Genomic DNA, 15,202 nt, shown 5'->3' on the forward strand with positions numbered 1-15,202 from the left:
AAATGATTTTGTGCAAATCAGCACCGCCAGGACATTTCTGCCGTATTTTGCATTACAACCCTATATGGCAGATCATATTTAATTGCTTGACAAAAATGCCAGTAAAGGAACAGCAAATGCCCGGTAGAATATTCAGCCTCACCCTCGCCGGCCTGTTTCTGTTATCTGTCAGCGGGGCGAATGCCGCCTCTGTTTCCCGCAGCTACCGCTATTTTCCTGTCTATGGCAAAACTGCAGAACAACTTGATAAGTCACTGGCACAAAACGGCCCAAAACTTGAAAACAGCGGCGAGAGCCACCCAGGCTCGGCAAGAATTGCTTTCAGCGCCAGCGTTAAATACAAATCCGATGGCAAATATTGCCGTATTTCCGATGTGCGCGCACATGTGCGCGCCACCATCAACCTTCCAAGCTGGAGAAACCGCCGCCACGCATCGGCAGATACAATTCTTGTCTGGGAAACACTTGTTAAAGATATCCGCCGTCATGAGGAAAGCCATATTGTTATTGCCCGCGCCCATGCCTCTGAGCTGGAGCGGCAGATCCGCAATATGCGCTATGAGCGCAATTGCACCGCATTACGCGCCAATGTCGATAAAATAACCAGCGATATCTTTGCCAGCCATGACAGAGAACAACAACGTTTTGACCGCGTGGAAACGATTAATTTTGAAAAGCGCTTTGAACGGCTGCTCACGCTCAACCTTGAAAAACGCTGGCAACAACAGCAGAAAAAATCCTGATAATTTTTAAGCCCCGTATAATCATATACGGGGATTTTTTTATATTTTTTAAAACCGTACATTAAAAATAAACAAAAAGTAAAAGAACCTGAAAGATTCAACAGTATAAATTTAAAATACCGGCAATATTATAAAACATAAGCCAGATGATGATAAAAATATAATAATATCAATATTATAAATATCAAAAATTATTTTTATTAACCAATTTTAACGCGATCTGTCTTGCTGGCAATATTTTGCTGCAAGGTAGCCAAAGCGAAAGAACAATCATGACCATTAAAGGCATTTTTCATAGCTGCGCTATAATACTCGCTGCAACGACATGCTCCTATGCGGCTGATACGGTTATTATGCCGGAGCCGGAAGCTGTTGAATATGTCCGTGTTTGCGATGCCTATGGAGCCGGTTATTATTATATTCCGGGCACGGAGACCTGTTTGCGCATTGGTGGTTATGTTCGCTATCAAATTGCAATCGGCGATGATCCCTATACGGGTGAAAGACTGGGCTTTACAGATGATGACGGCGAATTCAGAAAAACCTGGGATAAGCTCGCCCGTTTTACCCTGCGCACCTATACCGCTTCAGAAACGGAACTCGGCACACTCAAAACCTTTACTGAAAACCGTTTTAATTTTTCTAATGGCGTGCAGGCTGCCCATACATTGAATTTTGCCTATATGCAGCTTGGCGGCTTGCGCATCGGGCTTGATGAATCTGCATTTCACACTTTTACCGGCTATCTGGGCGATGTCATCAATGATGATGTGGTTTCCGCCGGCTTTTACCGCACAAATCTTATCAGCTATACTTTTGCTGCAAGCAGCGGTTTTTCTGCCATCCTGTCTCTCGAACAAGGCGGCGACAGAGGGCAAAGCAATTATTATAATGAGGCAGCCCGCAGATGGATGTGGCGCGATATTGATAATCGTATAAACAGCTATATGCCGCATATTGTTGCAGGGCTTAAATTTGAACAGGGATGGGGTGGCATTGCCGGTTCCGCAGCCTATGATTCCAACCTGAGAGAGTGGGCAGCCAAAGTGCGTCTTGATATCAATATGACCGATGCTTTATCGGTGTGGGTACAGGGCGGCTATGCTTCCTATGAAGAAAATGAAGGCATGTATGGCAGCTGGGGCGGCAGATGGGCTGTCTGGGGCGGTGCAAAACTGAAAGCAACCGATAGCGCCACATTTAACCTGCAGGCAGCTTATGAAGATTGGGGCAAAACCGCAATCGCCGCCAATGTGGCTTATGAGCTGGTTCCCGGATTTACAATTACGCCTGAATTTAACTACACGACCTGGAAAAAAGACCATCCGGCACGCATTATCAGCGGCGAGAAAGATGCCGTTGCCGGTGTGGTACGCTTCCAGCGCTCTTTCTAATTCATAAATTAAGGAGATTATCCCCCAAACCGATCTCCTTAAAAACGTGGCTGTTGAATAGTTATTCTGACCTCCAGTCCTCGAAAAACTAATAAGACAGCGCCACGTTCGGAAGACACGGTGAAAAGGAAACTTTTCATCGTGTCTTTTGTTTTCGTATCCCTTCTGGCTACAGGCTTTTGAAACTGAAAAAGCTTTAGCGCAAAATATGATGCGGCCACCCTCACTGCCGCACAGGCAAGAGAATAAACCGCACCCTGTAAAATCAACGCCGTTTTATGCGTTAACGCCCAGCTTTTTCTGCAGGCTGGTGGAAGATGTTGTGTATTGAAACACAACACGTTCCCCCGGGCTTACAATGCGCTTTGCAGCCTGTGTCATCAATGCAGCCTCATGGAAACCGGAAAGAATAAGCTTCAGCTTGCCCGGATACCAGTTGATATCACCGATTGCAAAAATGCCGGGTTCAGATGTCTCAAATTTTTCAGTATCAACCGTGATAAGATTTTCATGCAGGTTCAGCCCCCAATCGGCAATCGGCCCCAGCTTCATGGTAAGTCCGAAAAATGGCAGCATACGCGTGGCGGGCAGCAAAGTTTCACCTTCCGCCCCCTTGATCTTCACGGCGGTAAGATCACCATTCTCACCTTCCAGAGCCGCAACCTGCCCTACTTCGAAGCGGATCTTGCCGGCATCAACCAGTTCGAACATCTTCTTCACACTATCAGGCGCTGCACGAAACTCCGGACGGCGATGCACAACGGTCATGCTTTTTACGATCGGCTGCAGATTCAGCGCCCAGTCAAGCGCACTGTCACCGCCGCCAACAATCACCACATCCTGATCGCGGAAAGCCTCCACGCGGCGCACTGCATAAAAGACGCTTTTGCCTTCATAATTTTCAATGCCGGGCACTGGCGGGCGCTTCGGCTGGAAAGAACCGCCACCGGCGGCAATCACCACAACCTTGGTTTCAAAAATTTCGCCCTCATCTGTTTCCACACGGAAAGAGCCGTCCTCAAGACGCCTGAGGCCGGTAACCATGCGATTAAAATGAAATTGCGGCGAAAAAGGCTTGATCTGCTCCATCAGTTTATCAGTCAGCATCTGGCCGGAAATTTCCGGCCATGCCGGAATATCATAAATCGGCTTTTCAGGATAAAGCTCGGCACACTGACCGCCCGGACGATCCAGAATATCAATCAGATGACATTTGAGGTCATAAAGCCCAAGCTCAAACACAGCAAACAGCCCGACCGGGCCTGCACCGACAATGACAACATCTGTGCGGATAACTTCGCTCATATCTTCAATCTCGCTGAATCATAACAGCTGCGCCAGCCATTACGATCTGTCACATTAATCTTATGCTCTGCCAGCTGTCACACAGAACATGCTCTGCGCACTGCCATCGGGATAATCAGGCAGCGTAAATGGCCGGAAACCGGCTGATCCCGTTACTCCCTGAAGCCCAGTCAGACAGCACCGGATAAAATTCGATAAGTGTCTATAGTCAAATTTGGTATCAATGCCTATAGCTTTTACAGATACTGCGCCAATAATCACCTGTCACAGGCTGAAATACAGCACCGCAGATTTTATATGCCCGATATAAATGAAAAAATACAAACACAAAACTGCGATTACCCCATATATATGAGAATGATATTGCGCCGGATCAAATAAAAGGCGGTTTGCTTTTCACAATCCGCCCTTCTTACTCAATGCGGTTCAATTCAGTGCATAATTGCAGATATAAAATTGCAATTTTTCCGGCTTATGCGGAATCGCCTTTTCCGGCTTATGCGGAATCGCCGCCAATATGCTTCAAGGCAGGAATTCAGGCTTTGACGTTCCGGTTCAGCTTTGACGTTCCGGCACCTGCACAACCAGACCATCCAGCGCATCACGCACCACAATCTGGCAGGAAAGGCGCGAATTGGCGCGCACATCATAGGCAAAATCAAGCATATCTTCTTCCATCGGCTCCGGCGCGCCCACAATATCAACCCAGTCCTCATCAACATAAACATGACAGGTTGCACAGGCGCAGGAACCGCCGCATTCGGCATCAATACCGGGAATACCGTTACGTATGGCATTTTCCATGACTGTGGAGCCGTTTTCGGCCTCCACTTCATTGCGGATCGCTCCGTCTGCCGAAACAAATGTAATTTTAGTCATCTATTCATCCCGATAAAAATGGCCGATAAAAATGGCCGATAAGAGTCGGCCGATAAAACCAGCCTGTAAAACCCGCATTATTCCCCTGTCTGCCGCACTGCAAAACTGATTACGCCGACAAGAAAAGGTGATATGCTGCATGTTATGTTCTGCATGGCAGATACGTGCTAAATATTGTGAGTTCAAGCACCAAATCATGCTGCACAGGCAGAGTGCGGCAATAAGAGGCTATGCATAATATTTCATATTGTTATTTTGAATCCGCAAGCTGAGATTGGTGCGGGCACAGAACATAAATACAGTTGAAAAGGAGAACAAAAACACCTCTCCTTCGCCACAAAATTGTCATATTACACGCCTGTAAATTGCATCAGGAAAGATTTCCACAACTAGGTGAACCTCAAAAAACCGCGCATTTGCTTGGTTTCGTTAACTTTATAAAGCCTTGCGTTAACCTTATCTTTAAACATTTCAGCAACTGCAATTTCCGTAGTTCCCATATCGCTCCGGAAGTTTTAACTTATAGACTGCGCAACATATCAGTTGGCTGCCGGCTGAATAAAGCTGTCGGCCGCAAAATATGATAATCTGCGTTATTGTATGAGTACGGGGTAAAACGGCTATGGCACAAAATACAAAAGCACAAAAGCTTGAGCTTGATATGGAACAGGCCCTGTCTGACGGACTGGATCTGGATTTCAGTGATGATTTTGAGCTGGATTTGAATTTTGATGCACCGGAGGCTGAATTTTCGCTGGATGATCTGGAAAACCAGATTTCCCGCGCAGCCGAAGAGCTGGCACAAGAACAAACGGCAGCGGCTGCAACAGCTGCACCGCTTGAGAAAAACAACATGCAGAAAAAATCATCCCCAGCAAAGATTGAACTGCCTGCCACACCGGTTACCCCTGCCCCGCCGCCTGCAGTTACCCCGTCTGCAGCCGCAGCCGTTGCCTCCAAAAACAACCTTGAAGCTGACGAACAGGGCAATGTAACGGTTCTGCAAGCCGCCAATCAGCCGGAAGCAGCTTCCGCCGCGCTCAATATTGATGCGCTTCCGGAAGATACATCAGCAACAGAACAAGACACCGCCACTTCAGACACTGTCGCCTCTCAGGCCGCAATTTCCCGCCCTGCCGCCCCGCAGGCCGCAGCGGCCATACCAGCCACACCCGCTTTCAAACCTGCCAATGATGATCTGCGCAATGAAAATTTGTTATTGCGCCGCACCGGCAGCCGCTCTGCCGGCATTTTCTGGACAACAACCGCTGTCAGCGCCCTCTGGGCTGCGGGCGGGCTTGCGCTTGGCCATGCATTGAGCCCGCAGGGGCTTACATCGCTGCAAGCTGCAAAAGATTTCTTCACCACACCAACCGGTGTGGGCATTGCTGCCGGCATTACCATTCCGGTGGTTATGTTCTGGGGTTTTGCACAAATGGTGCGCCGCGCACAGGAACTGCAATCTGCAGCGCGTCAGATGACTGCGGCTGCACTGCGCCTTGCCGCGCCTGAAGCCGCTGCAGGGGATCGTGTTTCCATGCTTGGTCAGGCTGTGCGCCGTGAAGTTGCAGCCATGAATGAAGGCATTGAACGCACGCTCGCCCGCGCTGTTGAGCTGGAAACCCTCGTGCAGACAGAAGTGCACCAGCTTGAGCGCGCCTATAGCGATAATGAAGTGCGCATCCGCGCCCTGATTGCAGAGCTGAGCAATGAGCGTGAGGCTGTTATCAGCCATGCCGAGCGTGTACGTTCATCAATTTCAGGCGCGCATGAGCATCTTAAGACAGAACTGTCCTCTGCGAGCGAAATTATCCGTGATAATGTTCTCACCGTTTCCAGCGAGCTCACCTCCTCGCTGTCCCATGCCGGTGAAACCATGATCAGCCGCCTTAATGAAAGCGGCTCAGCCATTTCTGAAGCGATTGACAGCCGCAGCACGGATATTTCTGCACGCATCAATGCTTCAGGCGGTGATTTCGTCAATATTCTCGATACACGTATCGCCACGCTGGAAGAACGCTCGCGCAATCTTTCTGAAACACTGGCAGAGGCGCTGGATGCACGCACATCCAATATTGCTTCCCTGCTTGGTGATGCAACCATGAATATGGTGACAGAGTTTGATCAGCGTCTTGCCAATCTCAATGCCACACTGGCAGCCCGCGGCCATTCCCTGCTCACCGAGTTTGAAGGTCGGGCACAGGCCATTGACAGCAGCACTGAAAAACTCAATGCAGCTCTGGAAGTCCGCTCACGCCAGATTAACGAAAATCTTATTGCCCGCACCCGCGAAATTGCCGAAACTTTCTCAGATGTACGCTCTTCCATCAGCTCTGTTGTTGATGAAACCAAGGAAAAACTTGGCGGCGAGCTGGCAGGCATGACTGATTCTGTAGCCGGCCTGCTCAATGACCGTGCCGGCCAGTTTATTTCCCAGATTGCTGACAGCCGTGAGGCGCTGTCCTCTGCCCTCACCGGCGAGGCAGAGCGCATAGCCGCCGCCATGCAGCAGCACAGCCAGACCATTGCCGAGCGTGGTGCAGATATTGAGCGCGCCATCAGCGGCAATGCCTCCAGCCTTGAGCAAACGGCCAGCCAGCATGCGGCTATTCTGGAACAGCGCACCAATGATATGCGTGAAGCCATGGCAGCGCATAATGCCAAACTCAATGATATATTCACCGAGCAGGAAGGCCGCTTTGAAGAACGCACATCCGTGCTTAAGACAACGCTTGATCAGCAACATGCCGAATATGCCGGCGTTCTGGATGAGCGTAACCGCCAATTTGCTGAAACCCTGAATAAGAACAGCTCTGTTGTCGGCAACCTGCTTGACGAGCATGTCAGCACAGTCAGCAGTCGCACGGCTGAATTGCAGGCAACAATGCACAGCTCATCGCAGGCACTGGATGCCAATTTGCGCCAGCATAATGACATGCTCGCGCAGCGCACCACTGCCCTGCAAGATGCCATCGCCAATACAACCGGCGCCCTGCAAAGCACATTTGACAGCCAGACCGGCATTATTGAAGAACGCACCGCCACAATGGAACGCGCATTGAGCATCGGTGTGGATAATGTGCGCAGATCGCTTGAGCAAAGCGCCACGGTTGTGGCCGGCACCCTGCGTGAGAAAATCACCGAAGCAGCTGCCTCCCTCACGGCGGAAGCAGCTAAGGCCGGCGATGCGCTGCATGGCTTTGGTGAAAATTTCAACGATCGTTTGATTGAAAATCTTGCCGGTACCGAAGCCCGCCTGAATGAGCGTGCAGGCCAGATTGCAAGCGGCCTTGAGGCCATCGAGACCCGCCTCACCGGCGAGCTTGGTAACATTGAAACCCGCATTGCGGAAACCGCAGCCCGCACCAGCAACGTATTGGGCGAGCACAGCGAAGCTTTCAGCGCCCGTGTTCTGGAAAATCTCTCCGGCACTGAAGCCCGTCTTACAGAACGCGCTGATGCAATTGCCATGGGGCTTGGTGAAATCGGCTCGCGCATTACCGGCGAGCTTGGCGTTATTGAAGCCCGCATTGCCGATGCCACCCATAATACATCCTCAACACTGGAAGAGCGCACCCGTGAACTGAATGCGGTGCTTGCCGCCCGCTCGCAGGAAATTACCCGTATTCTGGCAGATACAGCCGAGCCATTGGTGCAGCGTCTTGCCGATAGCGGCCAGGGGCTTGCCAGCCAGCTTGAACAGGCTACCCTTGCGGCAACGGATCGTCTGCGCTCTGAAAATGCGGCTCTGGTCAACGCCCTTGCCAGCCGCACGGCTGAAACTATTACGGCTGTGCAGGAAGCAAAATCCAGTCTCTCTGATGGTGTAAGCAGCCTGATTGAGCGTCTTGCCAATTCCAATGCAGAGCTTGGCCAGCTGATTGATAAGGCAACACTCAACCTTAATAATATTGACAGCCGCCTTGTTGAAACCACCTCAAACTTTGCTGAAAGCACCAATAAAGCCGCACAGATATTCTCCAGTTCAAGCGCGGTGATTGATAATAATATCAATACATTAAACAGCCTTTCCGGCAATACGCTGGCACAGATTGCTGATATTGCCAAACGGTTTGAAGATCACAGCCTGGTGCTCTCCCGCGCTTCTGATCTCATCAATTCGGCGCAGAACGGCCTGACCGATACGCTGGCTGATCGCCATGAGGCTCTGGAGCGCCTCTCTGCAGGTCTGGTTGCCAAGTCTGAAAATATTGAAAAGGTGATGCAGGGCTTTGAACATCTTGTTGCCTCCGCATTGGAGCGCACGGAAGGCCGCACCCGCAATTCCACCGAGCAGCTGCGTGCTGCCATTTCCGAGGCTGTGGAACAGGCTGCACAGAAATTTGCCAGTGCGACAGATGAAATCCGCCGCTCTGCAGCAGAAATTCGCGGTGAGCTGGATGCAACCCGCGGCGAGCTGAAACGTGGCGTGCTGGATATGCCTGCAGAAGCCAAAGAATCAACCACGGCCATGCGCAAGGCTGTTTCCGAGCAGATCAATGCTCTTAAGGAACTGGCCTCAATCGTCAATAAATCCGGCCGTTTGGTGGATGTGGGGGACAGTCGTCCAGACCGCACCACTGCCCGGCCGCAACAGGCTCAGGCGCAGGCCTATGCAACACAGGCTGCAGCACCGCAGCCACAGGCTCCGCAGCCGATGCAGAGCTTTGCCCCTGCCTATAATACACCGGCACCGGCTGCAGCCCCGCAACCTCAGCAAGTACAGCCGCAGCAAATACAACCACAACAGACACAACGCGGCGGCGGCTGGGTTTCCAATCTTCTGGCGCGCGCCTCAGCCGATGAAGAAATATCAGCACCCGCCCCGCGCAGTCAAAATAATGTTACCCCGCAGCGTTCAGCCGCCCATGTGGTTGATAGTCTGAACTCGCTGTCTGTTGATATTGCGCGTGCCATTGATCATGAAGCTTCAATCGAGCTGTGGGACCGGTATCGCCGTGGTGAGCGCAATGTGTTTACCCGCCGGCTCTATACGCTCAAAGGGCAGCAGACTTTTGAAGAAATCAAGCGCAAATATCAGACAGACGGGGATTTCCGCCGTGCAGTAGACCGTTACATGGATGATTTCCAGCGTCTGCTGGAAGATGTGGCGCGCAATGACCGCGATAATATGGTGACACAAACCTATCTGACCTCTGATACAGGCAAGGTTTACACCATGCTGGCACATGCATCGGGGCGTCTGCGCTGATCTGTAAAAGATTAACACACAAATTTTGAAAGGGCGGGCTGTCCCCGCCCTTTTTATTTTGCGCATGATGTTCCGGCAAAGCATCTCAACCTGTAATTACGAATATTTATACCTTGCAAAGCCACTGATATGGTTTTTATAGTGATGTCTACAGAATGCGGTTACATACCGCATGACAGGACATACCGGAGGAACCATGTCACAGACTGCACCGCGCTATCCCGATACTCTGCTGCTGATTAACGGCGAATGGCGCAACAGCCTAAGCGGCCGTACCATCAATGTTATCAACCCGGCAAATGATGAAATTATCGGCACGGTTGCCCATGCGGAAAAAGCCGATCTTGATGCAGCGCTTGATGCGGCAGACAAGGGCTTCAAAATCTGGAGCGCAACCTCGCCTTATGACCGCTCCAAGCTGATGCGCCGCGCTGCCGAATTGCTGCGTGAGCGTGCAGATATGATTGCGCCAATAATGACGCTGGAGCAAGGCAAGCCCTTGCCGGAAGCAAAAATAGAAATTATGGCCGGCGCCGATACTATTGAATGGTTTGCAGAAGAAGCGCGCCGCACCTACGGACAGATCATTCCGGCGCGTGCGGCTGGTGTTTCGCAAATGGCATTCAAACTGCCTGTCGGCCCTGTTGCAGCCTTTACTCCGTGGAATTTCCCGATCAATCAGGTGGTGCGCAAACTCTCCGCCGCTATTGCCGCCGGCTGTTCAATCATTGTCAAAGCACCGGAAGAAACACCCGCAGCCCCTGCGGCATTGATCCGCGCTTTTGTTGATGCCGGTATCCCGGCCGGTGTAGTCAATCTGGTCTATGGTATCCCTTCAGAAATTTCTGAATATCTCATTCCGCATCCGGTTATCCGCAAAATTTCCTTCACCGGTTCCACACCGGTCGGCAAAATGCTGGCAAGCCTTGCCAGCCAGCATATGAAACTCTCCACCATGGAACTTGGCGGCCACGCACCGGCTATCATTTTTGAAGATGCCGATGTGGAAAATGCCGTCAAGACACTGGCCATGTCCAAATTCCGCAATGCCGGTCAGGTTTGTGTATCGCCCACACGTTTTCTGGTGCAGGAAAGTGTTTATGAACAGGCAGTTGCCTCATTCACTAAAAAAGCCAAAGCGGTTAAAGTCGGCAATGGCTTAGAAGAAGGTGTGCAAATGGGGCCGCTTGCCAATGAACGCCGCATCCCTGCCCTTGAGGCGCTGATTCAGGACGCGGTTGACCATGGTGCAAGGCTTACAACCGGTGGCCGCCGTATCGGCAATAAAGGAAATTTCTTTGAGCCCACAGTGCTTGCCGATGTGCCCAAAACTGCACGCATCATGAATGAGGAACCATTCGGCCCTGTGGCTGTTTTCTCTTCTTTCAAAACACTGGATGAAGTGATTGATGAGGCAAACCGCCTGCCATTTGGTCTGGCATCCTATGCTTTCACCCGCTCGGCAGAAAATGCCCATGAACTGGGCATGCGCATTCAGGCCGGCATGACAACCATCAACCATCTTGGTCTTGCACTGCCGGAAGTGCCCTTTGGCGGCATTAAAGATTCAGGCTATGGCACAGAAGGCGGCTCAGAAGCGATCAATGCCTATATGATTACAAAATTTGTGACCCATCTGGCAAATTAAGATATCGCGCCCAAAAAAGCGGTTCCGGCTAACATAAAATACTGGAACCGCTTTCTTTATTTATTTGATTTATATTCTTATATTTGTCACCGCCTTTACAGGCATGCGGATCAGCACAGCCATCAGCGCCTGCAGAGCCTTATGCCTGCAATACTTTTTCTTTACCAACAACGCTGTTGGGCAATGCAAAAATCATGTCAAAAATATACGTAAAAACAAACGTATAAATCAGAAAAAACAGCAGCAGAACTGCCTCCATTTCGAAAGCCTTCCAAAAGCCGACAGCATACCAGACCATATAGAGCGGAATAATCATCACACAAAGGCCGAACTCAAAACCAAATGCATGGCACATCCGTACAATAAGACTGCGCTCCGCGGCTTTACGTCTTGCTTCCCATTTTTCAAACAGAAAATTGTAGGTGTAGTTCCATGTTACCGCAATCAGGGAGATCAGCACCGCAATCGGCAGAGAATTTTCTGCACTGCCGCCGCTAAGCAGCATCAGCAGGAATGTTGAAGCAATAATGGCGATAATTTCAAAAACAGAAACATAAAGAATACGCCGTTTGGTCGGCGAAAGAACAAACATTGTCAGCTCCGTAGCCGGAGCTTTTCACGATCATATTGAATCACTTTTGGCGCTGTAATGCAGGCCGGTGCTTATGCAATACAGGCCTCAAAAACGCGCACATATATTGTGATGCAACCTGAACGTAAACCGCTCCAGGAAATCTAACTTGCGAGCCGGCACGCCCCGGCACTCATAAAGGGAGAAAAAATCAGCAGATCGCGGTTTTCCATCTGCTTATCGGGAAAATAAGTTTACACAACCGATATGTCAACACATGCGGTGATATGGGGCATTATGTGCAGTTTCTACATGATCTGACAATTATCTATTTTGCGCTCGTATTTGCCGGATAATCATTATCACAAAAATGTACTTCCTGTTCACCTTTTTCAGATGTCGTGTATTATATCATTTCAAATCAACCTGAAGGTACATGATAAAAATACAATCCAACTATTGGGGCTTTTCGCCTGAAGTACCGCTCTCATGTTTTGTTATCACCGTTTGAAGCAGATTATGCACATAAACTGCAACAAATTCTGTTTTACCCCATTGATGCAACGTAAAGCATCGGTTAGAAGCTTTCTTGTTTGCTGAATGTTATAGCGCGCTATGCACCCGTAGCTCAGCTGGATAGAGTGCTGCCCTCCGAAGGCGGTAGTCAAGTCCAGCGAAGGCTGAATGTGTTGGGAAAAGGTACTGATTTAACAGTGGCTTGAGCGAATATCGGGTTTGCTCTTCAAGAAGCCAAAAAACTCGCGTAAGCATGACGTAAGCACCTCGCGAACGGTATGCACCCGTAGCTCAGCTGGATAGAGCGCCGCCCTCCGAAGGCGGAGGCCAGAGGTTCGAATCCTCTCGGGTGCGCCATTTTTCGCATAAAAATCAAAACATTATCAATTCCCTCTTTTTGAGAGATGTTGCTTACGCGGCAAATCCACGTAAGCATGGATGCTCATTTATCTTTCTATAACAATATCTTGGACCTGATTCTGCTCTGCCTTGATCTCAGGCGAGCGTCTCGGCAGCCATCGTGTTCGCGATTATGGGCTGCACGCCTCTGTAAGCCAGGCCAGTAGCCACCGGTGGATCTTGCTGGACCGCCGCTTTTCCTCACGGCAAGCTTTCGCATTGTCCCTAACAGATGGGCCGTGGTCGCCCGATGATTCCCAAGCGGCGCAAAGGGTCGCCACCATTTCGAGAATATGGGTAGGGCGACCCGAACGGTCAGCGACGACTCCAACGCCTCGTGTGATCTTCGATTGAAAGCTGGAGGAAGACGTCAGCCATAGTCCGTCTTTGTGAGGGCTCCGCGCTCGCACAGAGGCTAGATATGGGGAAAGCCTTCCCCTGCGGCCGAGCCTTGGTCTCTGCCTACCCCTTCTGCGGGGAGACCCCGCAACGCCCCCTTCAGAGTGAGAGTGCGGACGGATTTTCCGTGACGGGTTAAGAGCTGGAGGAGAGGCTTCCGGCGCCCGTCGCGGAGATCATCCCGATGGCCAGACAGGGTCGTAACCTCGCGGAAGGCGGCGCGCGCAGCAACCTTTACGACGACATCACCAACAAGATCATCGCCGAGCTGGAGCAAGGCCGGCTCCCCTGGATCCAGCCCTGGGGTGCGTCGCCTGATACCGCCCCGCTGGGCCTGCCGAGAAATGCTTCAACCGGCCGGTCCTATTCCGGCATCAATATTCTTATCCTCTGGGGCGCTGTCATCCAGCATGGTTTCCCCGCTCAGGCGTGGCTGACGTTCCGCCAGGCGCTGTCGCTTGGCGGCAATGTCAGGAAGGGCGAGCGTGGCACGACTGTCGTTTATGCCGACCGTTTCACCCCCGAGGACGAAAAGCGCCGTGCCCGCGAAACGGGTGAGGATGCGCATGCCATTCCGTTCCTGAAGCGGTTCACGGTCTTTAACGCCGCGCAATGCGATGGCCTACCCGATGACATCACGGCAGTCGCGCCGCCACCGCCGCCGGGCCTGATCGAACCTCGGGTCGAGGCGCTGATCCGGGCCACCGGCATTGACTTCCGTATTGGCGGCAATCGCGCCTTCTATATGCCGTCGCTCGACTATGTGCAGGTGCCGCCTCCGCAAGCCTATTTCGAACCGATCAAATCGCTGACAGGGCTGGCCCGGCGAAAATAGGGTTTGACGGCACTGTACGATCACGTCTGAGCATTGGCTGCAATCGGCATCGACCGTGTTGGTATCGAAGATGCCGTGGCCTTGCTCACGTCAACCCTGCCGACTTCGATAGCGCTTTTGCCCCGCCGTGTTTGTGCACGGTGACAGGGTGCGCATCCGGCCTTCCTCGAGCTTGACAGCTTGAGGTTTGTTAGAATAGAAAATATACGGACATCGCAAGGTGTCCCATATACTTTTTATCCTCTCAAGTGCGACGGGACGAACAATGTTGAAATGGGGTGTCGAGAGGCGGCTGGAGTTCATCGAATTCCGCCTGTTCTGGGAGGGGGGTGTCAATCGCTCTGACCTGATCGATACGTTTGGCGTCTCCGTTCCGCAGGCGTCAAAGGACTTGACCCATTATCAGGAGCGTGCGCCGCAGAATGCGGTCTATGACAAAAGCGCTCGCCGCTACGTAGCCGGCCCGGAATTTCAGCCGGTGTTTCTAGACCCGGACCCGGACGCCTATCTCATGAGGCTCCGATCGATGGCGGAAGGTTTCGCCGACGCGGGGGCGAACTGGCTCGCTGCCCCGCCTGACATGGATATCGCTCTGACTTTGCGCCGTAAGGTCGATACCGACGTTCTGCGTTCAGTTCTGGCGGCGGTGCGGGAGGAAAGGTCGCTGGACCTTCACTACCAATCCATGAACCGCGATCGGCCCGATCCGGCATGGCGGCGGATTACCCCGCATGCCTTCGGCTTTGATGGCCTGCGCTGGCATGTGCGGGCCTGGTGCCATGAGACGGAGCGCTTCAAGGATTTCCTGCTCTCGCGTGTCCTTGGATTCGGCGAGTTCGGCGAGCCAGGTGCTGCTGCGGCACAGGACCGGCTGTGGCAGGAAACCTTCGATATCACCCTTGTGCCGCATCCTGATCTGTCGGTCGGTCAGCAGGCGGTGGTCGCAAAGGATTACAACATGGCGGACGGGCGCGCTGTGCTGACAGTTCGCTACGCCATGCTGTTCTATGTGCTCAAGCGGCTAGGACTCCTTGATGGGGCTAGGCTGCGTGATCCCCGGACCCAGCATATCGTTGCGGCTGACGAAGACGAGGTTGCCGCCGCCCTTGAGCGTGCGCAGCATGAGTTCGATGAGGCTGACACAACAAGCGGGGCGGTACCTAGGCTCAGGACCTATTAAATTGGTTGCATGACGAGTGGTGAGTTGATTCAATGGCGACGTCAGGAGGCGTTGCTATGAGTGATTTGTTTTGGTTGTCGCCGGCGCAGATGCGGCGGATTGAGCCATATTTTCCACTGTC

At 51.8% G+C, this 15,202-nt stretch carries 8 protein-coding genes, 1 tRNA gene and 1 pseudogene; 7 read left to right on the plus strand and 3 right to left on the minus strand.

Annotation, left to right across the window (positions count from 1 at the left end; genetic code table 11):
- Positions 1-116 precede the first annotated feature (116 nt).
- A complete protein-coding gene (locus ACSTTO_RS01000) occupies positions 117-743 on the plus strand; it encodes a DUF922 domain-containing Zn-dependent protease (protein WP_439271239.1) in 627 nt (208 codons plus the stop codon).
- A 272-nt stretch (positions 744-1,015) separates the two neighbouring features.
- Positions 1,016-2,137, plus strand: coding sequence for a porin (locus tag ACSTTO_RS01005; protein ID WP_439271240.1), 1,122 nt, complete (start codon positions 1,016-1,018; stop codon positions 2,135-2,137).
- A gap of 276 nt (positions 2,138-2,413) precedes the next feature.
- On the opposite strand, the gene ACSTTO_RS01010 is transcribed toward ACSTTO_RS01005, so the two are convergent.
- Positions 2,414-3,442, minus strand: a complete 1,029-nt coding sequence (locus ACSTTO_RS01010; protein WP_439271241.1) for an NAD(P)/FAD-dependent oxidoreductase — start codon at positions 3,440-3,442, stop codon at positions 2,414-2,416.
- Between the two features lie 555 nt (positions 3,443-3,997).
- On the minus strand, positions 3,998-4,321 hold the full coding sequence (locus ACSTTO_RS01015; RefSeq protein ID WP_439271242.1) for a 2Fe-2S iron-sulfur cluster-binding protein: 324 nt from the start codon (positions 4,319-4,321) through the stop codon (positions 3,998-4,000).
- 622 nt (positions 4,322-4,943) lie between these two features.
- Here ACSTTO_RS01015 and ACSTTO_RS01020 point away from each other — a divergent pair.
- Together ACSTTO_RS01020 and ACSTTO_RS01025 are read left to right on the plus strand one after the other, a co-directional pair.
- Positions 4,944-9,533, plus strand: coding sequence for an apolipoprotein A-IV repeat region-like domain-containing protein (locus tag ACSTTO_RS01020; protein WP_439271243.1), 4,590 nt, complete (start codon positions 4,944-4,946; stop codon positions 9,531-9,533).
- A 196-nt stretch (positions 9,534-9,729) separates the two neighbouring features.
- Positions 9,730-11,181, plus strand: a complete 1,452-nt coding sequence (locus ACSTTO_RS01025; protein WP_439271244.1) for an NAD-dependent succinate-semialdehyde dehydrogenase — start codon at positions 9,730-9,732, stop codon at positions 11,179-11,181.
- Between the two features lie 139 nt (positions 11,182-11,320).
- Here the strand turns inward: ACSTTO_RS01025 and ACSTTO_RS01030 are convergent, their stop codons facing one another.
- Entirely contained in the window at positions 11,321-11,773 is a 453-nt protein-coding gene (locus tag ACSTTO_RS01030) for a PACE efflux transporter (RefSeq protein WP_439271245.1), read from the minus strand.
- Between the two features lie 775 nt (positions 11,774-12,548).
- Here ACSTTO_RS01030 and ACSTTO_RS01035 point away from each other — a divergent pair.
- The 3 genes and pseudogenes from ACSTTO_RS01035 to ACSTTO_RS01045 all read left to right on the plus strand — a co-directional run bounded on the left by ACSTTO_RS01035 (position 12,549) and on the right by ACSTTO_RS01045 (position 15,081).
- Positions 12,549-12,625: transfer RNA gene (locus ACSTTO_RS01035), tRNA-Arg, on the plus strand.
- A gap of 625 nt (positions 12,626-13,250) precedes the next feature.
- Positions 13,251-13,868: pseudogene (locus ACSTTO_RS01040) on the plus strand (ArdC family protein); the annotation flags it as partial.
- 298 nt (positions 13,869-14,166) lie between these two features.
- The gene (locus tag ACSTTO_RS01045) at positions 14,167-15,081 is read left to right on the plus strand and encodes a BrxR family helix-turn-helix transcriptional regulator (protein WP_439271246.1); all 915 of its coding nucleotides are present in this window, start codon (positions 14,167-14,169) and stop codon (positions 15,079-15,081) included.
- Positions 15,082-15,202: the final 121 nt, after the last annotated feature.

It is taken from the genome of Pseudochrobactrum albidum, from assembly GCF_051851455.1.
GTDB lineage: Bacteria > Pseudomonadota > Alphaproteobacteria > Rhizobiales > Rhizobiaceae > Pseudochrobactrum.